Here is a 22,207-nt window from a genome sequence, read left to right on the forward strand (position 1 = left end):
GCAAATGCCGATATTTCGCGGCCTGCGGGGCAGCCGAGGGTCGCCCGCGCGGGCGAGGCCTATCGGCGGTTCCAATGGTGGTTCGGGTCGAGCGGCACGCCCGAGGCGTTGCACCCGGCGATGCGGCCGCTGCGCTCCAGGCGCTGCTTCACCGAGTCGTGACACAACTTGCAGAGCGACTGCCAGTTGCCCTGATCCCAGAACAACTTCCACGCCGCCTTGATCTTCTCGGGATCAGAGCTCGCCTTGGCTTCGCCCAAGCGGGGGGCGATCTTGTGGTCTACAACAGTGGCGGCCACCGGGCGGCGATCCGTCGAGCACATGCTGCAGAATGGGTTTTCCGCCAGAAACGCATCACGCGACTGACGCCAGCGGTGACCGTAACCCCGAGAGGCACTGTTGCCCCGGCGGTCATCAGCCGTCATGGTTGGCCTTCTGCACCTCGCAGACACCCAGGCGCTTGGCCACCCAACGCTTGTACAACCCGATGGCGACATCCGCACCGGCAGTGGCAGTCAGGCAACCAATGGCGCTTGCCGACCACATGGACATACCGGCCGAGTACAACAGCATGATGGTCGACAGCCCACATACGACACAGGCGCCGGAGCGCAAAAGCACCTGGCGGAAAATGAACCAGCCGCTAACGCCGGCCATGTCGGCCCGCCACATCTCACCCGACACCCCGCCGACCAGGGACAGGAAAATCACCAACCAGATTGGCATCTCGACTAATGCTTGTTGCTCGCTGTTCATGCAGGCCTCATTGGCAAAGGCACGGCGCCGGAAAAAGAAAACCCCGCCAATTGGCAGGGTTCTCAATGCACCGACAGAGCGGGGCGGGTTGCACAGCACAGTGCTTGTGGAGTCAGCGCCTAAGCGCACTTTTCATATCGTGACGACTTTGTACCCCTGATCGGAAAAACCGAAAAGGGGTAATTTTCGGTACGTCGCAATGTAGCGCTCATGTTGATTTAATGCTGCACGCAAGTCGCATCCCAACCCGACGAACGGTATGTTGTCGCGCGCGGCCAGTCCTCGCTGCCAAGATCGCAAACACCTGAGAATGCAGGGCTTTGACCCAGTTGCGATAGGTGCGATCAGCATCCTCCGCTAACCCAACCCCCCTCATCTGTTCCCGGATAGTGAAGCCCAGGAAGTAACGCATCTCCGCCAGCTTGGCCAACGTTTCCCCCCGCTTGTCGCGGCGCCCCAGCTGCACTACAGCAGCATCAACTTCTGCCGCCGAGTGATCCAGGCCAGCCCCGGCAACCAGAATGCGATGGCCCGATATGCCACCGCGAGGCGCTGCCCCCTTCCATTCCATGATCGTACCCATCTGGCTGCCAAGGCTGGCTTTTAAGCCAACCAGCCGGCGCTGTTCACCCCAGTGACGCATCAGCTCACCAACCAGGCGCAGGCGCTCGGCAGGATCAATAAGCTCCGCCATATCGACCTGGTGCTGCGTGACACGCATCAGGAGCCCCAATTCCTTATCCATGGTCATCGCATCTCCCCCAAAATCAGCACCCAACACACATTTGAATAACCCGACACAGACCCAACACACAGAAAACCCAATAAAATCAATTGATTAACTGAATATGTGTTGGGTGTGTTGGGTTTGTTGAGTTTATTTGTTCTCGCATAGAGATTTTTCCTTTGCCTGATGCCAGCGCAAAAGATCGCGCGCACGCGCGTGCGCGAAGCCAAACCCAACACACCCAACACACCCCCCTTGCAGACCAATGATTTCGGGCGCTCCGCTTGTGTTGGGTAGACCAAACAAACCCGACACAAACCCAACACACCCAACACACAAATAGAGGTAGTCATGCCGCAAGCACCCTCTTCACGTGGTCCCAGCCATCAACGTTCCACCCAGCCAGCTTCGCCCGGGCGCGCCACTCGACGACGTTCTTGCCCAGCTCGGCCGACTTCATGGATGGGGGCAGGGAAGGATCACCATCATCAGGAAAGAAAAACGCGGCGAATCGACGGTTGTTGCCATCGGCCCAAGGGATCGCCCGGGTCTTTTCCACCTTCGCGCTGAGCATCAGCGAGAACTTCGTCTGGCTCATCACGCTCTCTCGGTTGTGCGAACACCACTCCGCGAACATGGCGTACACATCGCTAGTCAACGCACAACCCCACAGGCCGTGCCCCAACTCGCCGGCTCGCCAGAGATAGAAGAACGTCTGCCAAGCAGTGCGGCTCAGCTCGACCAAACGCTGCCGAGCCTCTGTCTTAGGCGGCCGCGTGCGCTGGTTAAACTCGCCCAGGTCGACGGCAAGCAGCCAGCCGTACAAGGCAGCGACGCCACCGTTCGCCAGCTCCCGGCTGATTGCCTTCTGACGCTCAGGCGGCAATGTCTCAAGCGGCCACATCACCAACATCCGGCGATCGTCTTCGCTGATAGGCCACGGCATGATCTCGTTGCTCAGGAACGCGGAGTTCATGTGGTTGGCCTCTTCCCAGCCGTTGATGAACTTCGACTCCATGCGCACCGTCTTGCCGGTGATCATGTGCTTGATCTTGCCCACCTGGTTGTAACGCTGGTCGCGGCTGACTACCTCTTCAAACACCGCCCAAAGCTTGCGGCTCTGCCAGGCGTTGAAGCTACCTTCCAACTGGGTCTGCCCCACCGTCGCGCCGTACTGGCCGTACAGTTCACCCATGACATCCGCAAACATGAGGCTTTTGCCGGAGCCTTCCATGGTTGAGTGGAACAGGATCGCGGTGTCCATCTTCGCGCCCATGTGCTGCAGCGGGTAAGCCAGCCACTTGACCAGCCAATCCAGGGCCTCTACGTCGTGGTTGCACAGGAATGAGATCAGCCAGCGCAGATTCTCGCAGGCCGCGTCATCGCGCACGGGCTCGAGCGGCAAACCCTCGAAAGTGTTGATATAGATGGCCGGATCTTTGGTCATGGTCGGATCGAACACAATGTGATCCACGTCGACAACACGCCGATCCTGGCTGTTCAGCCACCATTTGTATTCGTCCCCCAAGGCCATCTTGACCGCGCCTTCAGGGATACGGCGCTTCTTTTCCCGATCCCAAACATCCTTGGTGCCGTCGATATAGACGTACCGCTCAATGGGATCTAGCTTCAGGGCACCACCCTTCTTAGCCGCCAGCCTTTTCACCTGCTCCAGCTCTTTCACTTGGTCGAGCGACATGAGCTTTTTGTCTGTTCGCTCCATCCACTGTTTGGCGAGCGGCTTGCCTACCAGCGCCTCGAACCCAGCACGCTTCATCGACTGGCCTTTGTCGAGATCCCACACGTTGGTGGAGCCCTCGACCAAGGCAAAGCGCCGCATCGCGCTTTTCAACACAAGACCATCACCCCCCTCCCCCCCGGAGGCCGAGGAGGAGGCCGTGCCGGCATCACTTTCCTCTACCGACATGTGGCGATGCACAACCTCACTTCCCTGCCCATCATCTGGACCATCCACCGGCTCATTTGCCGAAGGGGTGCGGGGAAGCTCACCGATGGGTGGAGGTGCCGGGGGCCTAGATTTAGCGTCCAGGCCAAGCATTCGCGCCGCTGCTTTGGTGGCCTCGCGCTGGTTACCGTCGTGCACCAGAATGCAATAAACATCAAAGGCATCATTCTTGTGACCGTTGGCCAGCGGATCAGAGCTGTGGTGCGAATACAGCTTGCCCTCGCTGATCGTCACCCCGGGGTCACCGCTGCTGCTGTGCGGGCACAGCCACTTGCCCCCGATGCGCTTATAGCCATGCGACTCGATCAAAGATGCAATGTCGCAGGTCCGGTTGAATTCAGGGATTACATCAGGTAGCGCATTACCTGATGGCACGCCAACCGGACGCGGACGAGTTGCTGGCAGGGGAGCGACGGCCGCGGGCTTTGGAGCCCACGGGCAAGCAGCCAGCGCCTTAGGCTTCACCTGATCCCATTCCTGCCAGAGTTTCAGCAGTTCAGCAGGCAACTCAGGCAGCCCGCCTGCAGAAGGCGGAATGCGCCAAGTGTACGGCTGCCCAGTACCCGGGTGAATAGAAGGCGGCAGCACATCTTGAACAGCACCGCCGCGCAGCTCGAACACGGTGATCTTCTTAAATGGCTCTGCAGCCACCTTGAGCGCTGCTTCGCGGATCTCGTCTCCAGCCTCTTTCGCCGCAACCATTTGAGTGGTGAGCGCTTTCAGGATCGAACCATCCGGGTCGGCCTGGTTGGGCCAAGCCAACGACCGCCGGCTCAGCTCAACCCCATCTGGAACGCGGAACATGACACGGAAGCGCGCCGGGTTGCCTACCGTGGTCGGGTGAGCGGCTGCGATCGAGTCAAGATCCAGCTCGAAGGCCTCGCGCAAAGCGACCCGGCAAAACTCGACGTCATCGACGTCAAGCGAACAGACACGACTTGGCCCGAGCACAACCCCAAGGTTGTGATCGGGATGCTCCAGCCAGAACGCCTCTGCCGCGTCTGCGTCGGTGATATAGCCCCCCGGCGCATTCCAAGCCTTACCTTTCGGCCCTTTCTCGCCCGGCTCGATGGGCACCAGGGCGAGGCCGAAAATTTCAATGTAACGGCGCGCCCATACGGCCGTGGTTGCTGCTGGGCGCTCAGTCATCGACGACGCTCCCGCAGATCCTGGCAGTCGATGCAGGTCACGCAACCAGCGACCGAGAGCTGACGGGCCTCCGGAATGGGTTCATCGCAGTCCTCGCAGATCTGCGCGGAAGGCCTGTCAGGTAGCCGCGCAAGGCGCTGCAACGACAGTTGGAGAAAATATTCAGCTTGATCATTCGCGAAATCGACTGCATCAGCCATTGCCCTGGTCCTCCATGGCTAGGCGTGCACCCGATGTGATGGCCAGCACCTGACGGATCACATCCAGCCCGCATGCTTCCAGCTTCTGCACCTCGTGCAGCTCCCACACGTTGTCGGCAGCGCCCTCGTGCATACTGCTCACGAACTCAGCCGCTTCCTTCAGCAACAAGCCGACTGCTTTCAACTGCTCATTGGTTGCGGGTACCGGCGCAGGGCGGTACCAAACAACGCCTGCCGCCCGGCCCAAGGCGTCGAGGACACGACGGTCAGCGGTCCATTGCAGCACCTCTTCCAGCTCGTCAGGATTGAGCCAGCGGCGCTCTTCATCGTGTTTCAGCTTCTTCTGCAGGGCATCGAAATCCATACCCATGTTGAAGGCCAGGGTGGTGAGACCACCCTTGTATTCGCGACCAGCGCGGTAGAGCGCGTGCCGGAGAGAAAGGGCCGGACCACTGTCCGGCAAGGTGTCCATGCGACTCATAACCGTTAAACCTCGATTAACGGTGTGGCCATGGGAGCGGGCAAGCCCTATCCTAAGACCACGACCGGTATGTTGTGCTTTGCGTGCTGTGGAGCACGACTTGCGGTTGCAGTCATCCGGCCATTCTTGTGGTGAGAGGGAGCCGGATGACGGGAATGATGGTGCTTTGCTCTGTCATAGCTGGGCCGGGAGGTGAGAGTCCTGGCTCAGCGTTCTTACTCTTGTCCTCGCCGTAGATATGCCCAGTCGATGTCCGGTCGAAGCGATTCGCAGCAAATCTCCCCTCCCGTTTCCCGATCCAGACTTACAGCCAGTCCTGCACTAGCGCGCCGGTTTCCGTATGCCACTTGCTTCAGCTGGCCTACCGAGGTTCCGCAACGGCGCGCGAGAGCTTCAAGCCCATCCTTGTCCATCGTCTTCAAGTACTCGCTTAGCGTCATAGACACCTCCATTGGTGACGAGATTAGCAATTGCTAATTATCAAGGCAATAGCAACTCGTAATTTACTGTTTGCTAACGGAAAGCAATCATCACCACATGGATATCAACGAAAAGCGCATAGCCTCCCTACGTAAGATCATGGGCACCCTGAGCCAAAAGGAATTCGCCGAGGCTCACGACCTAGACGCGTCTTATTTGTCCCAGCTGCTGAATGGCCACCGCAAGCTGGGGGAAAAGGCTGCGCTGAATCTAGAACTCAAGATCGGACTTGCGGCAGGGACGCTGACATCCCCTTCAGGGGAAGAGTCCACCACCGCCCCAACTAACGTTGTTCGCCTGCCTACCCGGGCGTCTAAGGACAAGAACTTCGTGCTGATTCCGCATCTGGACATCGCGGCATCTATGGGGCATGGCAAGGCAGCCCCGTACATGCACATTGAAGTCATCCGCGATATGACGGTTCACCTCGACTGGCTCAGAATGCAGGGGTTAACCTTCTCGACAGTCGAGAATTTAGCGATCATCACAGGCGATGGGGACAGCATGTCTGGAACGTTCGCCGACGGCGACGCGCTACTTGTGGATCGCGGGATTTCCGAGGTCAGAACAGACGCAATCTATGTCTTCACCCTAGACGGCGATCTCTACATCAAACGCCTGCAGCGCTTAACTGGCGGGCTGTTGCGCATGATCTCTGATAACCCCATATATCCGCCGATAACCATCGACGAGTCGATGATCGAGCGGATGCACATCCAAGCCCGCGTTCTGCTGGCCTGGAACGCGAAAAAGCTCTAACGCCCCCAACTTACGCGCTACCGGCCATCTGCCGGAGCGCAGCCGCATCCTAGCAATTTAGCACTTGCTATTGCCCATTCAATTAGCCTTTGCTAATTTCACGCCGTGCCCCTCTCTCACATCAAGGACACGGACGAATGAAATCAACACAGCACATCGGATCGGAATCGGTCCTCATACACCCAACGGCCTGCAACAGCCTTGCGAAAATACAAGCATTCCAACGCAGCACTGGCTTGCAGCTGGTCGTCACCTTGGATGGCAAAGCCCACGCCGTACCTTGCTCTCGAGGTGCAGCATGAGCGAGTTCCAGATACCGCTTCACCAAATCATGTTGCTGCAGAGCACCATGGATAAAGGCGGCACAGCCATCTGCAAAATGCAGCGGCCGGAGGCATCGGTCGACGCGAAGGTCGAGATTGAAAACGACGCAACGCACCACCGTATCAAAGTGACTCTGGGGCCACTGCGCAGCAGCCTGAGCCTTCCACGCGCGCTTTCGACCAAGTGCCAATCCTTGCGGGATTTTCTGCAAGACCTTGCGAACGGCCGCGCTGACTCCGGCACCCAGTCCGAAGAAGCGCTCGCGCTTGTAGAGGCACAGGCTAGCGTCGAAGAGGTTCTTCAGATCGGCCAGATCGCCTACGTCATCACCACTGTCAACCGTAACCTCCCTCTAGGCGCGGTCGTGACCAACGACCTGGGCGACATTTGCGCCGCTGTCACCGGAGCCAACAAAGAGCACCTAGCTGCTGCCGTACGCGCGAAGCTCCAGCCCGGCCCTCAAGGGCTCGGGGAGCGCACATGAGCACACTGGAACAACTACGCCGCGAGTGGACCACACCTTGCCCAACGCTAACCGAAGTCAGGGAGCGCTACTTTCCCCACATCGGCTCAGATCGTCGGTTTAAAGAGCTGATCAGCAAAGGCCGTATCGATCTTCAGCTGAGCAAGATCGAAAGCTCGAAGAAGGCGCAGCACGTGATCTACCTGCGCAACCTCGCGGAATTCCTCGACCGCCAAGCCGAGCGCACCACCAAATCTGTTTGAACCAGGCGGCCCCGGCCATCAGGGGCATCAAGCCTGCCGCCGACTCTCACACTAACGGCGGCAGGCTCTTTCGGAGCACAGCACATGCAACCGCATCAACAAGTTCTCGGCCTGGGCATCCTTTGGCTGGCCACCCTGGTGGTTCTGCCCTTCCTATTTGCCACCGCCCGCCGCCGAGCGCATGCCTTGGGCTTCATGGAAGGCCAAGAAGCCAAGGAAGCCGCCCACACCCACCGCGTTCGACAGCTCGAACGGGATCTGGCCGACAAGCAGGCCGAGCTGGACACGTCCCGGAAAGCTTTCACTGCCCACATGGAAGCCCGCCGAGAAACCATCGCCGAACTCGAAGAACGGATCATGTCGTACACCGGGCTTGCGGTGACCAAGGCTGATTACCAAGCACTCATTAGTGCAACCGAGACGCTGGAAACAGCCGGACGGACCTGGAAGCAACTTAAGGGTGCGGAAGCATGGGTAGCGCGCACCGAGCACCAAGGGCGCAGTTTGCGTGAGCTGGCTGTGCGAGTCCGCAATGAGCTGCGCGAGCCAGCAGCCCCAACCACCGATGCGGGGGTGGCCGCATGAACACATACCAGCACGATTGGCACACCTCCGAGGGTTACGACGGTGGCTTGCATCACTGCAGGAAGTGCAAACGTAGTCATCAAGGCCCACGCCTCGAAGCCCACGACTGCCCAGTGTCAGACGCAGAGCATCACTCCGTCGCTTGGCTCGGCCATGCCGGGCTGTACCGCACTCGGTTTGACGCCGTGCGCAACTTCGAGCAGTCCGTCACGCCGGTTTCCGTCGACGAGCTGTTCGAGCTGGCCAGCAAACAGATACTCAGCCAGATCAACGAGGGCTGCCAACGTGGGTAAATCAACACGCACCTGGCAGTTGATCAGCCTCGCGCTCGCCTTGGCGCTAATCGCCGCACTGACCGAGTTGCAGCGCAGCCGCACTGTCAGCCACCCCGCGACTGGCACGCTAACGACTGCCAACAGCGCCGCAAACCTTGAGCACCTGGCCCTCAGCCCGAACACTCGCCGAGTTCATGAGAGGTATTCGCTGTGATCGACACATCGACCTACACCCCAGCCACTCGCACACGCAAGGGCATGCAGCCGATGTTTCGCCCGGCCATGTCGTTCATCTGCGACATCTGCGGCAACGCCCGCGTCAAGGGCAACCACAACCGGTGCTCCAAGGTCCGCCAAACAGCTGGTTTCATTATCAGCCGGAGGGCTACGGCATGACAATCGACATCATCAGACTGAAGGCACTCGCCACTGCTGCCGCGAACCAATACGACTCCGTAGCCCTGAATGACTACGGTACGGCACTACCGCCCGCGACAGTGTTGGGCTTGATCGCAGAGATTGAGCGCCACCGCCTGATAAACGCGGAGGGCTGCAAGCCCGAGAGCAGCATCCTGCTATCCGGTATGCCCTATGCCGACGCTACGGTGAGACGCGATCTCAACCCAGCGGAGGGCGGTACGCCCGACATCAACAATGCCCACACGGCTGCTCTGCGCGTTCTCGAGGAACGGCTGCGCCAGATAGACGGCGAGGGATACACAGCAGAGCGGGATGACCAGTACACCCGAGGCCAGCTAGCCGACGCTGCCGGTGCATATGCGTTTTGGGCTTACACCTGCAACATGGACCATTACGAGGTAACTACCATCCCGCCATCTTGGCCATGGCAGCCCGAACACTGGAAGCCAACCAATCAAAGACAAATGCTCGTCAGAGCCGGCGCTCTGATCCTAGCGGAAATCGCCCGCTTGGATCGCAAGCATGCACGTGAGGTGACCGCATGAGCACACCACGCTGGGTACTGATCAACCGCGCCGCGGAGCTGACCGGCTACTCCGAAGACGCCATTAGGCACAAGGTGAAAAATGGTACCTGGGCACAAGGTCGGATCTGGCGAAAGGCGCCCGATGGCCGCATCACCATCCGAGTATCTGAATGACTCTAACAATTAGTAAGCGTTAAGCTACTGATTTATATGCGAATTATTTCGCTAACTTTTTTTGGGATTTTTCGCTGTTTTGGACAGCATGTTTGGGCCCATTTTCGAGGGGCAACGTTTTGCTCATGTAGCAAGCCGACCCTGGGCAAAGGCCTTTGAATTGCTCCGTATGCGAAATCAGTTCGGGCTCGGAACCGCGCTCCCTTACCTCAAATCCAGAACTCTCGAAAAAACCTGACGCCGTAGTCGTGAGCAGGTGGAGTCGAGTAATTCCTTGCTCGGCGGCGATCATTTCAATCAGCTGAAGCACTGCCACCCCCAAGCCCTTTGATCTCTGGGCCGTGTCGATGACCAGGGATCGCAGTAATCCTTCTCCTGGATATTTGCCGCCCAGGTGAGTTCACCGATGATCTCTTCGCCAAAGCGCAACCGATTGCCTCGCAAAAAACCATGCAGGTTATGGATCAGATAAATGCGAAATGGGGACGCGGGACGCTTCGACCAGGCCGCGTGCCGGTTGCTCCAGATTGGGGTATGAAGTGAGAGATGCTCAGTCCCTGCTACACGACACGGCTCGATCAGCTCTGGACTGTAAATTGCGAATAGACGCTTAGCTAAGGATCTACATTTTGCGCCACACCAAGGCAGGAATGGCCCGGATGTAAATTAGCTCGCTGACCAATTCAATCAGCGTTTGGGTAATGACTGCTGCCGCAGCGAGCCCTCTGATTTCCCCGGGCAAGGCCAGTGCGAGGGGCAGAACCACCAATGAATTTCGTGTCGAACTGCTGAAGGCCACTGATCTCGCAGTGATGGCCGGCAATTTAAATGCGCGCGCAACCAAGGCACCAACCAATGGGGCCAAGAGCATGAAAGCGAGGTAGACAGGAATAACAGGCATCAGCTTGTCCATGTCTCTAACTACAGCTGAAATCTGAGATCCGATAACTACGACCAACACAGCAGCCATAGCCGGTACAGGCATCCAAGCCCATGCGTTGTTCCAGCCCTCAACGACGCGCGATCTCTTTGCCCCGGCAGCTGTTGCTACCGCGAATACCAGAGGCAAAGCGATCAGCACCACAAAGGCCTCAACAAATGGCCCAATAGAAATGACCACTGCGGAGTCGCTACTCAGCATGAAGGCCAGGTAAAGCGGCAGCAGCACGAGCTGTAGCAAAAGTAGCAGTGGAGTGGCCGCCAGAGTGAGTTTGGAGTCACCTTTGCCTATATGGGTAAACACCACTACGTAGTCGATACATGGCGTCAGTAAAACCAACAGGGCACCCACCAAAATCGCTGGGTGATCGGTGATCCCCATCGTCAATGCCCAAACCAGCAAGGGGATGGCCACGAAGTTGGCTGTCAGCAACGCCGCCATGAATCGTTTGTTCGCAAGACCCTCCCGGAGATCCAAGAAGGGAATCTGTAGAAACATGGCGTACATCAGCACTGCGATGGCTGGTGTCACCAGCGCACCCATAGCTTGAGACGCATTGGGTGCAAGCAGGCCTCCGATGGCCGCGACCACGACCGCCACGAAGTAAACGGGAATTTGGTTTTTCTCTAGCTGTTCTCTGTCCACGAAATGCCCTTCAAGCGCGTGAAATTATTTTCTGAAGAGAGGGTAATATCTGTAGCTACTACAGGTTCAAGAAAATGCTTGGGGAATTTGCATGTCAGGAATCGGGGCGCTGTCGAAATCAACGGGTTGCCACATTGAAACAATTCGCTATTACGAAAAGATAGGCCTTCTACCTCCGGCCCTGCGGTCGGCAGGGCGGCATCGAATCTACACCGAAAAGCATCGATCCAGACTCATCTTCATCCGGCAGAATCGTGAGCTGGGCTTCCCACTCGACGACATCAGAGAACTCATTGCGCTCGCGGCAGATGCTGATCGTCCGTGCGCTGATGCACTGTCAGTCGTTAGAAAGCACTTGGCAGAAGTAGAGTCGAAGGTAGCTAAGCTCCAACAGATCCGAAAAGAACTGCTATCGATGGCCGGCACGTGTGAATCCACCTGCCTGGGTTCGTACACCCCAAACTGCACAATTGTTGAGTCACTGTTCCAGCCTGCTGCTGGATCTCGCTCTGGTTGCTGCTCCTAGGCGACTAACGAAGCGTCGGGGACAAGCCGCCATGGAAACTTCGTCAAAAGTATTGACCGTCCGCGTCCGGATACACTGGGTAAGCGTCCGGGAAACACACCTAACTGATGCCATCGCTTGAGGCTATGGTGTCCACTCAAATTAAGTGGGCACCATTTTCAGCCATTCTAGGTGGGCATGCGCATTGGCACTGAAACCGTAATGGCGCGGGCTGTTGTAATGTTAGGTGCGGCGAGTAGGTACTGTGCTCATCTGTTTGCCAATTCCCGCACGACACGGCTCTGAAGCCGATTGGATGCCGAGCAACTTCAAGCTCTCGTGCTGGGGTGGGTAGCCTTGGAAAAGAATCGGTGCTGGTAGCTCAATCACGATGTTTTAGGCCATGGCCTTGGGGCCAATCTGTTAGTCGCCGCTGAGAGTCTGCTCTGGCACAATCAGCGGCATGATTTCTTCGACCAACCTCGACCAGGTGCCCCCAGAACAGTTTCGCGCCATGGCCGAACGGGGCATGCAGTTGCTGTTCCTAGTCGATGCCACCGGCAAGAAGAACCACCGTCTGAAACGAGTGTTGAATCGCGACGCTTTTCCGAAAGAATTGACTAATAAGAAACGATTTATGAGCGAACGAGCCCAACGCAAGTCAAATAGCCACAAACTGAATGAGATCCCCGAAGCTGTGATCCTGCAACTCGGCAAGCGCTCGGATCGCGATCTTTCGGTTGAATGTGGTATTTCGGCTTACTTCTTGAAGCAGAAGCGGCTTGCCTTGGGTATCGACCAGTTCAAACGTGGTGTATACCCGGAAGAAATGGTTCAGCTGCTGGGGAAGGTTACTGACCGGGAGGTCGGTGAGCAGTTTGGGTACCATATCGCAACCGTCTGTGCACTTCGAAAAAAAATGGGCATAGCCTCCACGGTTAAGCCTGCAACCACACCAACTCAAACGCCCAACGCAAAAAAACGCGAGATAGTAAAATTGCCGCAGGAGCTGGTCAGTCAGCTGGGGGTGCGATCTGATCAGGACCTATCCACTGAGTTCGGTTTCACCCTGCACTACCTGAAGAAAGAGCGCAAAGCCCGGGGCATTTCGAGTGTAAATGTGCCTAAGTACCCCGAAGAAATGTTGTCCTTGCTTGGGAAGGTAGCCGATCGTGATTTGGTGGCCAGGTTTGGCTACTCATCAACCACACTTTCAATACTTCGAAAGAAGTTGGGGATCAAGCGGCACCATAAGGTCTGGACGGCCGAACGCATTGCGTTACTGGGCAAAATTAAAGACTCAGAGGTCGCGGCCTTGCTCGGCGGCGCATTTACAAAAGGATCGGTCGGTCAATGTCGTCGCTCCCTGGGAATACCTATTTGCCGAGGACCAAGAAATGGCGCCCCAACTGCCCTTTTCCTCTCGCTCAGTCGGGGCTTAACCAGCGGGAAGATGGAAGCATTGCCAAGCGCACAACCAGGTGAGACCGGACAATTGACTCAATTTCCGCTAGTCCCTGGTTCAGAAGCCAATTCGTTTCAAGCCTAAGCCAAAGGATTAAAAAAAGCCCCAGCACATGGCTGGGGCTTTTGTTAGACCAACTAACGCTTAGAAGCGATAGGTCAGGCCGAGGCCGAGGCCGTGTGCGCTGTTTTCATACTTGGCGTTGTAGGTGGTGTTTACACCTGGGGCAAGAGGCTTCGAGCTGCTGACTTTAACGTCTTCCTCCATCAGGTAGGAGTATGCCATGTCGACAGTGATGTCTTCGGTTGGGCTCCAGCCAGCACCAAGGCTGAACACGGTGCGGTCGCCGGTCGGGATCCGTGGCGAACGATCTTCGTTGTTGGTAGGCGACTGGTCGACCGAGAGGCCGGTACGCAGAGTCCATTCTTTGTTGACCTTGTAGCTAGCACCGATGGCGTGGGCCCAAGTGTCGTGCCAGTTCTGTGGCTCACTGATAGTGCCAATTGCGCCAGAGCTGCCGCCCAACTGCGCAGGTACGCCACTATTGTTGACTGTGATGTCCTCCAGGCGGCTCCAGCGGGTCCAGGTGCTGCCGACGTAAAGGGTCACGTCGTCGGTCAGCTCGTGGGTAACCGAGAAATCCACGGACTCAGGGGTCTTGATTTTCAGTGAGGCATCAAACTTGGTGCCACTGAAAACGCTGAACGGAGCACCAGTGATCCTTGTTTTGCCGTCGAGCTTGTAATCAACCATCGAGTGGTAGGTTAGACCTAGACGCGTGCTGTCAGTGGCCTGGATCATGACGCCGATGTTGTAGCCAACGGCAGTGTCGTCCCCGCTGATTTTCACTTCGCCGTCGTTCGTACCAGCAAAGTTGCTGCGGACATCAGACTTCAATGTGCCGTCAATACGGTTGATGGTCGGACCGAAACCGATCGAAATCTTGTCATTGAAGGCGTAGCTGACGGTCGGCTGCAGAGTCACAACCGAAACTTTGCTGTAGCTACCGAAGTAACGGCCGGCAAATCCGTTTTCATAATCGGTGGCCAGGCCGAACGGTGCGTAAATACCAAATCCGACCGCCCATTGATCATCAATTGGCTTGACGTAATAGCCCATCGGTACGCCAACGGTGGGAACCATGTCGCCATCGAAGCTGCCGCCTGGGGAATTGCTGCCGTCTCTGCTGATATCTGACTTGGCGAGAATGGCAGCCGCGCCTACGGTCACTTGTTCCCGCTTAAGGCGTGCCATACCGGCTGGGTTACCAAATACAGTGCTGGCGTCATCGGCAGAAGAAGAGCGGCCGGCAAAACCAGTGCCCATCCCGCTGATGCTTTGTTCGTTAAGAGCGAATCCAGCGGCGAAGAGTTGAGTGGATGCCACGGCCACAGCGAAACCGATGGTGTTCTTGAGAAGCACTTTTTTCATTATTATTAATCCTTGGTGGTCAGCGCCGACGAAATTACCAATAAAATGCTCGCAACGCCATAGCCTGCCTGAATTCAACACATAAGTGCAACGCTCACCCCTGTATGCACTTCGTACGGCGTCTTCCAGCCCAAGCGCTTGCGCGGGCGTAGATTGATCCTCGCTACTGTGGATGTGCTGATGCGGCTGCCGACGCAGCGCGCCAGTGAGATCGCCGAGTTGTTGCCGCATAACTGGCTGCCGTTACGCAACCTGTAATGCCCGTTCGCTTACTACACTGGCCCACTTGGTGACGCAGAACCAGGCTCCCAAGTCGGCGAGGAGTGTCTTGCCAAACCCCGACTATATGGAGGGCGTCAAAGGCAGAAGGATCACTTTCTCGCTGGAAAGCGCCCTCAGCTCTGCAACCTCAAACATAAGGCGCTGATTCACTGAAGCGACTTTTGCCAGCTCCGCTAACAACTGATCGTTTTCAGCACGAAGCACTCTATTTTTCTCTCTCTCGCTCACCAGAGCCAGATGCTTCAAATCACGCTGGGCCCGCACCGATTTGCCTACAAGTGTGCGGATCCTCTCAGCCACCGCTGGATAGGTGTTATGAATGAGAGCAGGCGTTACACCTGCTGCACGTGCAACTGATGCGATAGAAAGCTTTTCGTCGGCAGCGACCATCCCATCGACGGCCTTATCAAGAGCGTCGAGAGTTTTTGACCTGGAACGGCCTGAAGGCCGCTGCTTAGTGGGATCAGCCATTCAGGGCCTCTTCAGAAGCATCGTTAAGTGGAGAAAGTCCCAAGCTCGTGAGGACATCGAACGCAACCTGTAAATCGCGCTCAGCGCGCTGCTTAACCGCAGGGCCGGCGTCTTCGATTTTGATTAGCTCTTCCTGCTGGAGGTAAATGTCCTGCCAAGTACCCGCGAAGAACTCGTCAATCACAGAGTGCTTGCAGCCAGGGCATCGAGTGGCCTCATATAATCCAGCTCCACCGCAGCCTCGCTCTGTCGCCAGACACCAGCCATGGCCAGTCGCGCGAATGTTGGCTTGAGGAGCAGTTTGCGCAAGCAAAGCAGCCCTACTCTTAATTGGTATTGCTCGTAGCTCAACTATCTTTTCACCGGCACCTCCAGCCAATGGCTGATCGTCGAGCCAGGATTCAATCAAGTCTATTTTAAACTCAGTCATCTGCTGCAAGATTTCATCAAATAGGGCGAGATCTTGCTGGGGGTTAGACGCATAAAGTTGGGTCATGCTCATACTGGTGTGTTTAAACTGCCACTTGAGATAGATCAGCGAAGTACGCCCCATACGCGACTCAACAAAGCACCTTGCATACGTTCGCCTGCACTGATGCGTCCTCAACGGCCATTCGCTCCCAGCCGCTTTAGCTAGGCGGTCGAAGGCCGCGTTGGATCCCTGGTCACTAAGAGCGTCAACATGCTTATCCTTGAGATTACCGCCCTCAGCATGTCGACCGAGAAATAACTTATTTGAGTCCTTCCGAGCCTTGTGCAATCGCAGAAGGTGTTCACCCGGATCACAAGGAGCAGTGTTTTTTACCAGGCTTCGAATTTCAGTCTCTAGCTCCTTTCTTAAGGGAGCAGAATATTTTGCGAATAGTTCCAGAGCATTCAACGTCAATTCAGGGACAAGATACTCAACCTTCCCTTTACCGGTCTTATGCTCAATCGTAGAAACCCAACAAAATAACACTCCATCTTTAATTTCCCTACGCCAGGCGCCAACCTCGATTCCAATTGCCTCATCGTTGCGCATTCCGCTAGTAATCGAAACGATGTACAGAACGGCATTCCGGCAACGAATAATCATTCGATGGTCGCTAGGGTGATATGCAATTCCATTAATCGCCAACTCGTTCTTCATCTCATGAACAATTCTTTCACAATGGTTGAAGATTTTTGACTGCTCAGCGTGAGGAATGATATCTGTCCGCCCTACGCCCCTATTCGCGGACTCCACCCCTTTGACTTTGCCTATCCCGCAAACACGCCATAACGAAGACTCCCCCCAAGGGTATCTTGAAATGGGGTGCAATGTATCCGCAGAAAACATCCAGAGAAAGTCTATAACCCGCAACCGCCCATACAGCGGAAGAGGTCGCAATTTCAGCTCTTCCTTGCATAGATAGATATAATTACTAATATGAATTTGGCGCATTTCAGAAAAGTTAGAGACACCTACGCTGGCCAACCAACGCAGGAAAGGCATGACACTAGCAACAGCAAATGTCGTTATACCCCTTGCAATTGGAGGCCGAGATTTTGGAAGCCCTCGCTTAAACCATGCGTAGGTAATAGCTTTGCTATCATCAATCAGTGCCGGCGGGAGGCTCATATCCCAACTAATAAACTTGTTGGATCTGGCAACGTTCGCTTGATCGAAGAATGGGCGAAGATCCCATTGAGCATCGCCAAACCTACTAAGTACGAGCGTTTCGCCACGCTCATTTACGATAGCACTAATGACGATAGCATCCCGTTCCATCGGACTTAAACCGTCAGCTGTAACTGGTTGAGCTACAAGGACGTCATATGCCTTCAGTACAGCATTAGCGGTACGAATATTCAAATCACACCGCTCTGTTTTTTGTTCATGAATTCAATCTTTTTTGCCCAGAAAGGATGCGGATCGGATTCAGCCTTGATCCGGGCCCGGCCAACTAATGCTCTATCAAACTTCCGAGAAGTAAAATCGTCAATAAGCTTGATATATTGAAGCTGACGCGCTCTCCACGCTTCCCATTCATCCGTGAGAAAATATGCAATCTCTGCATGTAAAAATTGCTGATAGCTAAATAACCGGTGCAAATCTTCTAGCGAACCTACAATTGCGTAGCTGGGACAACCAAGGCAGTGAATGAACTCAGAACAGTGATTCACACCATCTTTAGGCGCAAAGTTTCCGTATAGGCTATCCTTACAACCGCCTGGCGGGGTCGGAGTGATGTCGATGCCACGAAGCTTTTCAGGAAACGCCTCACCAATAAATATTGCGCCTTCCGTTTTAATCTCATCATTGATTCTGAGATAGTGATTATCTGCTACAGCGGTAGAATGCCCCATGACAGATGAAACTTCTAAGATATCACCACCACTAAGTTTCCATAGTCGGCTTTCCATAGTTTTTCGTAGCCGACTAAGAGTTACAACAAGCTGGCCGCCCTCATCATCTAGAAGGCCATGCCGCTGACAGATTCTTTTAGCTGTTACATATAGCGCACCAGGGGTAAGAGCGACGACCTCATTTGCGCGTCCCCTCTGCCCTGAGCGATATAGCCAAATGTAAGAGCTGATTTCATTAGATGCAAGCGCTACGAGCGGCTTGCTTATTTCGAGCGCCTTATTCAACACCGCAACCCCATCGAGCGGTACAGCGCTAAATTTGTCTAGCAGATTTGTCTGCCGAACTGTTTTGCTTTGAGCACCTTTACCCCGACGTTTTACGGTCGTAATCAACCTGAGATTGGGCATGAAAGGATGAGGCTTGAGTGCATCTCTGGTCATTTCCAGCAGCGGAGTAGTGTTAACTCCTGACCTTGCAGCTGTTAACAGCAGCAACACAGCCATTTCTTCCGCACTGTTACCGGAAAACCTATTTTTATGAATAGCTACGAGGTCGGATTTCAATGCCCGAACCAGCCTCTGCATTTCCGCCATTGAAAGAGGGTCAGCATCCTTAGTGGTCTTGTCATTGAAAGGAAATGGATTTGGAGGAAGAAGCTCGTCAATGTCCGATTCAATAAAGCCGTATTCAGCTAACGCAATAATCAGCGATTTGAAGCTGGTGTAATAATTCTTTGCGGTCGAGCCTTTTGGATACTTCAACTTCAGCCAAGAGATAAAGCGTTCTAGATGGCGCTTTGTCAATCCGTTCGGCGTAAGTGGTGGCGATTTAAGAGCTTCACTTTTTAAGAACCCAAAAAAGAACCTTAACCCATTTACAGAATACCCAATCAAGGTTGCTACCGAGTAATTCCCCCCACCTAGAAGCATCCTAATTACGTGCAGACTCTGGATCGCCCATGCATCAAATCCTAGGCCAATATATTGAGAGTGATCGATTTTTCTGTGGTTTCTCGGATTTTTAGGTAACGCAACTTTTAATTGTTCATCGACCGCCTCGACGCCCTTAGTGATGGTTTCTAAAGTAGCTTTGTATTTCTTAATTCTGGCCAAGTAGCAGCCCTCAGATCTGCGTTATGGGGGCTGACATAAACATCATATCGATCTCATCCTCGTACGCCAGCACGGATTGAGCCTCAAGCTGATTTATCAGATGAAGGTAAATCATAGTTGTCTGAACATCCGAATGGCCCATTCGATCTCTAACATACAACAATGGCTCGCCCTCAAAATCTTTACTTTTTCGAAGAGCAAGTAATGTATACGTGCCATAGGTATGTCGCAGCATATGAGCGCGAACATAGATCCCGCACTTCTTCTCATAAGACTTCATTACGTCGACAACTGCGTCTTTTGAGTAGTGCCTACCTTCATTCGTAAGAATCAACGCACTAACATTCCCGTCACCGAATCTTTTACGCATTTCTCTCTGATGGAGAGAGTAAGACCACATATCCTCCATCAGCGACCAAGGTACGTCGATGGTTCTAGGGCGGTCATATTTGATATGCATATCTGTGGGTTCTAGAGCGACGCTAATCATTTGCCCTTTACGCAAGCCTTTCTGCAATTTTGGGTTGAATACATATTTCAGTGGGAACGACCTAGCCTCACATGAGCGAAGGCCAGTTCTTACCATGAGATGGAAAAGTATTCGGTGGCTTGGGTCGGCATCTAAGCCAAGGCATTCCTTGACCTGATCCTTTGTTAAAAATTTGGTTAGCCGCTTTTGGGCCCTAACCATCACCGACGGCTTGGTGCTTTGGGCATTCGGTCGCGTAACGTGAGAGAGCAATCCGGAATGGGCAGATGTCCTGACCCGTCTCTCACCGAATGGCAGCACAGCGATCAAATTGCGCTGCTTAGCCCAGCGATAGAAACGCACGATCAATGCGAGGCGGTTATTAACGGTGCGGGGATCAAGCGAAAGCTCGCCACTCGACCAGTCTCGGTACCTCGAAAGCACACTCAGGCCGTTGGCCGCGCTTTCTTCGTCCCATTTCAGACCATTGGCTTCCAGGAACGCGAAGTAATCATAAAGACGTCGACCGTAGGCCTCCCAAGTCAGACGGCTCAGCGCTTCGCCAGACTCAACGAGTGCGTGCCAAAGGAAGGATTGCGCGGGTTCCACCGGCCAACCATCCCCCGCGATCAGCAGCGGAAATCCTTCAAATGAGCGACCGGCCAACGCTAGGTCTTTAGTTGCAAACAGCAGTCTCATACAAAGCCCTAGCCACAGAATACTCAGCACTATGAAAGCCAGTTAATTGCGGTTTCAGAGGTGCGTAGAAAGTGATGCGGACTGTACAAGATTTACTAACGATTTCTACCCCTCAGATCAACATTGCAGAGTATGACAAGTGGGCCGAGAGCGCATCACAAGTGGCCTAGAGGCCGAGCTGGCTAAGCACACGGGCATTGAGATTCACGGTGGCAATTTGCGGGTCGTCTTCATGTGGCGCCGCATCCGCTGCCGCGAGTCTCTCGGGCTGCCGGTAACCAAGGCCAACATCAAGCATGCCGCCCTTCTCCGGGCGGCGATTCTTCATGAGATCAAAATCGGCACTTTCGAATACGGGCGTCACTTCCCGAACTCGAAGCACGCAGCTAACTACAGCAATGCAAAGGACGAACGCCTGGCTGCCCTAGCAGAGCGATACAAGCCGCTGAAGGCCATCGACATCACTCCTATGACTGAGGAGAAATACTCCTATGCCATCGATATTTGCGTTGACCTGGTGGGCGGGGATCGACTGGCCGGCATCCTGCTGCCTGAAGACATCCACGTTCTTCGAGCACGCCTGATTGAAACCAGAGCCCCCTCGACCGCCAACCACTACCTCGCCACTTTCGCCGGCTTCCTAACCTGGTGCGAGAGCAACAACTACTGCATGGCCGGTCTCGCTGCCGCCTGCACACGCTTCGCAATGAGTGACAAAGAGCCGGACCCGCTTACCCATGATGAGGTTGACCTGCTGATCTCGAAAGGCTGCCTGCACCCGCAAGACGCCGCAGCTATCACCTTGGCTGTATATACCGGACTCCGCCCCGGCGAACTCTGCGCGCTGGCTGTGGAAGACATCGACCTGCAGGCTGGGAAGATCGAAGTAACCAGGGCAATCACCGCCGACGGCACCTTCAAGCTCCCCAAGACGGGCAAGCCCCGCACTGTGCTGCTGATGGAGCCGGCGATCGAGGCCTGCAGAACACTGATCACCATCGTGGCAAAGCACCCCAAGCGGGATATTCGCGTGTACCACAATCGGCACGAATGGCGAGACGAGTCGGCCACCCCGCTCCTATCCCCGAGCACGCAGGCAAGGAAGCAGGTGATCAATGAGTGGTTCGTCTCAACTGCCTGGAACACGAAATGGGCAGGGATTCAGCGTCGCGCCGGGATACGACCTAGGCGCCCGTACCAGACGCGACACACCTATGCCTGCTGGTGCCTGACTGCCCGAGGAAACCTTGCGTTCATCGCGAAGCAGATGGGGCACAAGGACTTCACAATGCTGGTCGAGGTGTACGCAAAGTGGATGGATGACGAATCACCCACTGAGCTGGAAAGGATCTGGGAAAACCTGCGCCACAGCAGGAGAGGACAACAGTAAACAGCAAGCAACTGGCCCATCCAGTTTGCCCAGAAACGAAGAAAGGGCCTAAAAAGGCCCCTTCAATACGACGCAAAAAATTAGTGAGCAGCAATCATGTGCGGCTTCTCAATCCCCAAACGCGCGCAAGCCTCTTGCAGCTTCTGATCCGCCTCTTGGAAACTACGCACTCGCGCCAAAGTAAAATCCTTCCCACAGCTGGCGCTGTTTTTCCGGGATTCCTCGATTTTTGCTCTGAGCTCGCCAGCTACCAGACTTTTCATGCTGAGACTCCATTCAGGGAGATAACGTAATCGTTGTTGCTGTAGTAAGCATCCCGGGCATATTGCAGGTGATGCTTGTAAGTCGCACCGTCATGTTTGACCGTTGCGGCGTGAACCTGTCCCACTCCTTGTGCGACAAGGATACGTTCGAACATCTGATCGAAGATTTCAACCATCCGGCTTAGATTTTCCTGGACTGATTGATCTTCAAAATCTTCTACAAAGCAATAATAGCCACCGGGGCCAGCCATGGGCCACCGAGGACGATGATAGAGCAGAACCGTTGGCTTCAATGGGTCCACAGAGACTACACGCCCAACGCCATCGTCGCCGGGAATAGGGTCCAAAAGGAACCAGAACCATAAGGTTGCTGCAGCACTCATCGCAAATCGCCCAACAGCAAGCTCGACGTCCGCCTGCGTTGTGCACAAGGCCTGGATCAATCTCACCAACTGGTGAATTTCCCCGCCGCCGTTGGCTCGGATATAGATTAGCAACTGCTCTGCTGGCTGGGCGTTCTGCAGCTCATGAATTACTGGACCAACAGTCTCAGCGCTCACCATGCCGCGAAGCTCGATCACACGCCTGTCTGGAGTGACAGCTGCATTGATCTCACATTCAGATGAATCTTCTGCGGCAGCTGTCACAACATCCATGA

General features: G+C 55.2%; 27 protein-coding genes and 1 pseudogene. 12 read left to right on the plus strand and 16 right to left on the minus strand.

Features of this window, described 5'->3' with window-relative positions; translation table 11 throughout:
• Positions 1 to 59 precede the first annotated feature (59 nt).
• The 7 genes from BGP85_RS23045 to BGP85_RS23075 all read right to left on the minus strand — a co-directional run bounded on the left by BGP85_RS23045 (position 60) and on the right by BGP85_RS23075 (position 5,719).
• Complete coding sequence (locus BGP85_RS23045) at positions 60 to 425, minus strand: HNH endonuclease signature motif containing protein (RefSeq protein WP_060495036.1); 366 nt, start codon at positions 423 to 425, stop codon at positions 60 to 62.
• Positions 415 to 756: a phage holin family protein gene (locus BGP85_RS23050; RefSeq protein ID WP_060495035.1), complete on the minus strand. Its 342-nt coding sequence runs from the start codon at positions 754 to 756 to the stop codon at positions 415 to 417. Before BGP85_RS23050 ends, BGP85_RS23045 begins: the two co-directional genes overlap by 11 nt.
• A gap of 208 nt (positions 757 to 964) precedes the next feature.
• A complete protein-coding gene (locus BGP85_RS23055; RefSeq protein WP_256233502.1) occupies positions 965 to 1,507 on the minus strand; it encodes a hypothetical protein in 543 nt (180 codons plus the stop codon).
• Positions 1,508 to 1,832: 325 nt separating this feature from the next.
• On the minus strand, positions 1,833 to 4,598 hold the full coding sequence (locus BGP85_RS23060) for a bifunctional DNA primase/polymerase (protein WP_070094810.1): 2,766 nt from the start codon (positions 4,596 to 4,598) through the stop codon (positions 1,833 to 1,835).
• On the minus strand, positions 4,595 to 4,798 hold the full coding sequence (locus tag BGP85_RS23065) for a TraR/DksA C4-type zinc finger protein (RefSeq protein ID WP_060495033.1): 204 nt from the start codon (positions 4,796 to 4,798) through the stop codon (positions 4,595 to 4,597). Before BGP85_RS23065 ends, BGP85_RS23060 begins: the two co-directional genes overlap by 4 nt.
• A complete protein-coding gene (locus BGP85_RS23070) occupies positions 4,791 to 5,279 on the minus strand; it encodes a phage regulatory CII family protein (protein WP_060495032.1) in 489 nt (162 codons plus the stop codon). Before BGP85_RS23070 ends, BGP85_RS23065 begins: the two co-directional genes overlap by 8 nt.
• 215 nt (positions 5,280 to 5,494) lie before the next feature.
• Positions 5,495 to 5,719, minus strand: a complete 225-nt coding sequence (locus tag BGP85_RS23075) for a transcriptional regulator (protein WP_060495031.1) — start codon at positions 5,717 to 5,719, stop codon at positions 5,495 to 5,497.
• Between the two features lie 97 nt (positions 5,720 to 5,816).
• Here BGP85_RS23075 and BGP85_RS23080 point away from each other — a divergent pair, with 97 nt between their 5' ends.
• The 8 genes from BGP85_RS23080 to BGP85_RS23120 all read left to right on the plus strand — a co-directional run bounded on the left by BGP85_RS23080 (position 5,817) and on the right by BGP85_RS23120 (position 9,548).
• Positions 5,817 to 6,518, plus strand: a complete 702-nt coding sequence (locus tag BGP85_RS23080) for a LexA family transcriptional regulator (RefSeq protein WP_060495030.1) — start codon at positions 5,817 to 5,819, stop codon at positions 6,516 to 6,518.
• Positions 6,519 to 6,816: 298 nt separating this feature from the next.
• Positions 6,817 to 7,326, plus strand: coding sequence for a hypothetical protein (locus tag BGP85_RS23085; RefSeq protein WP_060495029.1), 510 nt, complete (start codon positions 6,817 to 6,819; stop codon positions 7,324 to 7,326).
• On the plus strand, positions 7,323 to 7,568 hold the full coding sequence (locus tag BGP85_RS23090) for a pyocin activator PrtN family protein (protein WP_060495028.1): 246 nt from the start codon (positions 7,323 to 7,325) through the stop codon (positions 7,566 to 7,568). The genes BGP85_RS23085 and BGP85_RS23090 overlap by 4 nt, the downstream gene beginning before the upstream one ends.
• An 84-nt stretch (positions 7,569 to 7,652) precedes the next feature.
• A complete protein-coding gene (locus tag BGP85_RS23095; RefSeq protein ID WP_060495027.1) occupies positions 7,653 to 8,153 on the plus strand; it encodes a hypothetical protein in 501 nt (166 codons plus the stop codon).
• A complete protein-coding gene (locus tag BGP85_RS29375; RefSeq protein WP_256233501.1) occupies positions 8,150 to 8,446 on the plus strand; it encodes a hypothetical protein in 297 nt (98 codons plus the stop codon). Before BGP85_RS23095 ends, BGP85_RS29375 begins: the two co-directional genes overlap by 4 nt.
• Positions 8,439 to 8,642: a hypothetical protein gene (locus BGP85_RS23105; protein WP_082412182.1), complete on the plus strand. Its 204-nt coding sequence runs from the start codon at positions 8,439 to 8,441 to the stop codon at positions 8,640 to 8,642. The genes BGP85_RS29375 and BGP85_RS23105 overlap by 8 nt, the downstream gene beginning before the upstream one ends.
• Before the next feature lie 178 nt (positions 8,643 to 8,820).
• Positions 8,821 to 9,393: a hypothetical protein gene (locus tag BGP85_RS23115; protein ID WP_060495024.1), complete on the plus strand. Its 573-nt coding sequence runs from the start codon at positions 8,821 to 8,823 to the stop codon at positions 9,391 to 9,393.
• Positions 9,390 to 9,548, plus strand: a complete 159-nt coding sequence (locus tag BGP85_RS23120) for an excisionase (protein WP_103445313.1) — start codon at positions 9,390 to 9,392, stop codon at positions 9,546 to 9,548. Before BGP85_RS23115 ends, BGP85_RS23120 begins: the two co-directional genes overlap by 4 nt.
• Positions 9,549 to 9,591: 43 nt before the next feature.
• Here the strand turns inward: BGP85_RS23120 and BGP85_RS23125 are convergent, their stop codons facing one another.
• Positions 9,592 to 9,864, minus strand: coding sequence for a hypothetical protein (locus tag BGP85_RS23125; RefSeq protein WP_330219906.1), 273 nt, complete (start codon positions 9,862 to 9,864; stop codon positions 9,592 to 9,594).
• A gap of 44 nt (positions 9,865 to 9,908) precedes the next feature.
• On the opposite strand from BGP85_RS23125, the pseudogene BGP85_RS23130 reads away from it, so the two are divergent.
• Positions 9,909 to 10,154: pseudogene (locus BGP85_RS23130) on the plus strand (DUF4113 domain-containing protein); the annotation flags it as partial.
• 16 nt (positions 10,155 to 10,170) lie between these two features.
• Here BGP85_RS23130 and BGP85_RS23135 read toward each other — a convergent pair.
• Positions 10,171 to 11,133 (minus strand): arsenic resistance protein, encoded by a 963-nt coding sequence (locus tag BGP85_RS23135; protein ID WP_020302083.1) that lies wholly within the window; start codon positions 11,131 to 11,133, stop codon positions 10,171 to 10,173.
• Positions 11,134 to 11,224: 91 nt separating this feature from the next.
• Between BGP85_RS23135 and BGP85_RS23140 the strand changes: the two genes are divergently transcribed.
• Both BGP85_RS23140 and BGP85_RS23145 read left to right on the plus strand, forming a co-directional pair.
• Positions 11,225 to 11,659: a MerR family transcriptional regulator gene (locus BGP85_RS23140; protein WP_020302084.1), complete on the plus strand. Its 435-nt coding sequence runs from the start codon at positions 11,225 to 11,227 to the stop codon at positions 11,657 to 11,659.
• 442 nt (positions 11,660 to 12,101) lie between these two features.
• Positions 12,102 to 13,187 (plus strand): hypothetical protein, encoded by a 1,086-nt coding sequence (locus BGP85_RS23145; RefSeq protein WP_020302085.1) that lies wholly within the window; start codon positions 12,102 to 12,104, stop codon positions 13,185 to 13,187.
• Positions 13,188 to 13,247: 60 nt separating this feature from the next.
• Here the strand turns inward: BGP85_RS23145 and BGP85_RS23150 are convergent, their stop codons facing one another.
• The 5 genes from BGP85_RS23150 to BGP85_RS23170 all read right to left on the minus strand — a co-directional run bounded on the left by BGP85_RS23150 (position 13,248) and on the right by BGP85_RS23170 (position 19,896).
• The gene (locus BGP85_RS23150) at positions 13,248 to 14,534 is read right to left on the minus strand and encodes an OmpP1/FadL family transporter (protein ID WP_020302086.1); all 1,287 of its coding nucleotides are present in this window, start codon (positions 14,532 to 14,534) and stop codon (positions 13,248 to 13,250) included.
• Between the two features lie 342 nt (positions 14,535 to 14,876).
• On the minus strand, positions 14,877 to 15,287 hold the full coding sequence (locus BGP85_RS23155) for a hypothetical protein (protein WP_019818070.1): 411 nt from the start codon (positions 15,285 to 15,287) through the stop codon (positions 14,877 to 14,879).
• The gene (locus tag BGP85_RS29000) at positions 15,280 to 17,121 is read right to left on the minus strand and encodes a tyrosine-type recombinase/integrase (RefSeq protein ID WP_227493198.1); all 1,842 of its coding nucleotides are present in this window, start codon (positions 17,119 to 17,121) and stop codon (positions 15,280 to 15,282) included. The genes BGP85_RS23155 and BGP85_RS29000 overlap by 8 nt, the downstream gene beginning before the upstream one ends.
• The gene (locus tag BGP85_RS23165; RefSeq protein WP_019818072.1) at positions 17,118 to 18,728 is read right to left on the minus strand and encodes a tyrosine-type recombinase/integrase; all 1,611 of its coding nucleotides are present in this window, start codon (positions 18,726 to 18,728) and stop codon (positions 17,118 to 17,120) included. The genes BGP85_RS29000 and BGP85_RS23165 overlap by 4 nt, the downstream gene beginning before the upstream one ends.
• Before the next feature lie 10 nt (positions 18,729 to 18,738).
• Entirely contained in the window at positions 18,739 to 19,896 is a 1,158-nt protein-coding gene (locus tag BGP85_RS23170; protein WP_019818073.1) for a tyrosine-type recombinase/integrase, read from the minus strand.
• 139 nt (positions 19,897 to 20,035) lie between these two features.
• On the opposite strand from BGP85_RS23170, the gene BGP85_RS23175 reads away from it, so the two are divergent.
• Complete coding sequence (locus tag BGP85_RS23175; protein ID WP_060495022.1) at positions 20,036 to 21,286, plus strand: site-specific integrase; 1,251 nt, start codon at positions 20,036 to 20,038, stop codon at positions 21,284 to 21,286.
• Positions 21,287 to 21,366: 80 nt separating this feature from the next.
• On the opposite strand, the gene BGP85_RS23180 is transcribed toward BGP85_RS23175, so the two are convergent.
• Positions 21,367 to 21,549: a hypothetical protein gene (locus tag BGP85_RS23180; protein WP_060495021.1), complete on the minus strand. Its 183-nt coding sequence runs from the start codon at positions 21,547 to 21,549 to the stop codon at positions 21,367 to 21,369.
• Positions 21,546 to 22,205 (minus strand): hypothetical protein, encoded by a 660-nt coding sequence (locus BGP85_RS23185; protein ID WP_139139512.1) that lies wholly within the window; start codon positions 22,203 to 22,205, stop codon positions 21,546 to 21,548. The genes BGP85_RS23180 and BGP85_RS23185 overlap by 4 nt, the downstream gene beginning before the upstream one ends.
• Positions 22,206 to 22,207 lie beyond the last annotated feature (2 nt).

Origin of the sequence: Pseudomonas putida (assembly GCF_002906855.1) — a bacterium.
Classification (GTDB): domain Bacteria; phylum Pseudomonadota; class Gammaproteobacteria; order Pseudomonadales; family Pseudomonadaceae; genus Aquipseudomonas; species Aquipseudomonas putida_N.

Coding starts and splice junctions, on each gene's coding strand:
- BGP85_RS23050 (WP_060495035.1), bottom strand. CDS start 756: ATGAACAGCGAGCAACAAGCATTAGTCGAGATGCCAATCTGGTTGGTG.
- BGP85_RS23090 (WP_060495028.1), top strand. CDS start 7,323: ATGAGCACACTGGAACAACTACGCCGCGAGTGGACCACACCTTGCCCA.
- BGP85_RS23145 (WP_020302085.1), top strand. CDS start 12,102: ATGATTTCTTCGACCAACCTCGACCAGGTGCCCCCAGAACAGTTTCGC.
- BGP85_RS23065 (WP_060495033.1), bottom strand. CDS start 4,798: ATGGCTGATGCAGTCGATTTCGCGAATGATCAAGCTGAATATTTTCTC.
- BGP85_RS23055 (WP_256233502.1), bottom strand. CDS start 1,507: ATGACCATGGATAAGGAATTGGGGCTCCTGATGCGTGTCACGCAGCAC.
- BGP85_RS23045 (WP_060495036.1), bottom strand. CDS start 425: ATGACGGCTGATGACCGCCGGGGCAACAGTGCCTCTCGGGGTTACGGT.
- BGP85_RS23080 (WP_060495030.1), top strand. CDS start 5,817: ATGGATATCAACGAAAAGCGCATAGCCTCCCTACGTAAGATCATGGGC.
- BGP85_RS23060 (WP_070094810.1), bottom strand. CDS start 4,598: ATGACTGAGCGCCCAGCAGCAACCACGGCCGTATGGGCGCGCCGTTAC.
- BGP85_RS23115 (WP_060495024.1), top strand. CDS start 8,821: ATGACAATCGACATCATCAGACTGAAGGCACTCGCCACTGCTGCCGCG.
- BGP85_RS23185 (WP_139139512.1), bottom strand. CDS start 22,205: ATGGATGTTGTGACAGCTGCCGCAGAAGATTCATCTGAATGTGAGATC.
- BGP85_RS23075 (WP_060495031.1), bottom strand. CDS start 5,719: ATGACGCTAAGCGAGTACTTGAAGACGATGGACAAGGATGGGCTTGAA.
- BGP85_RS23085 (WP_060495029.1), top strand. CDS start 6,817: ATGAGCGAGTTCCAGATACCGCTTCACCAAATCATGTTGCTGCAGAGC.
- BGP85_RS23120 (WP_103445313.1), top strand. CDS start 9,390: ATGAGCACACCACGCTGGGTACTGATCAACCGCGCCGCGGAGCTGACC.
- BGP85_RS23155 (WP_019818070.1), bottom strand. CDS start 15,287: ATGGCTGATCCCACTAAGCAGCGGCCTTCAGGCCGTTCCAGGTCAAAA.
- BGP85_RS23140 (WP_020302084.1), top strand. CDS start 11,225: ATGTCAGGAATCGGGGCGCTGTCGAAATCAACGGGTTGCCACATTGAA.
- BGP85_RS23095 (WP_060495027.1), top strand. CDS start 7,653: ATGCAACCGCATCAACAAGTTCTCGGCCTGGGCATCCTTTGGCTGGCC.
- BGP85_RS23150 (WP_020302086.1), bottom strand. CDS start 14,534: ATGAAAAAAGTGCTTCTCAAGAACACCATCGGTTTCGCTGTGGCCGTG.
- BGP85_RS29375 (WP_256233501.1), top strand. CDS start 8,150: ATGAACACATACCAGCACGATTGGCACACCTCCGAGGGTTACGACGGT.
- BGP85_RS23170 (WP_019818073.1), bottom strand. CDS start 19,896: ATGAGACTGCTGTTTGCAACTAAAGACCTAGCGTTGGCCGGTCGCTCA.
- BGP85_RS23070 (WP_060495032.1), bottom strand. CDS start 5,279: ATGAGTCGCATGGACACCTTGCCGGACAGTGGTCCGGCCCTTTCTCTC.
- BGP85_RS23180 (WP_060495021.1), bottom strand. CDS start 21,549: ATGAAAAGTCTGGTAGCTGGCGAGCTCAGAGCAAAAATCGAGGAATCC.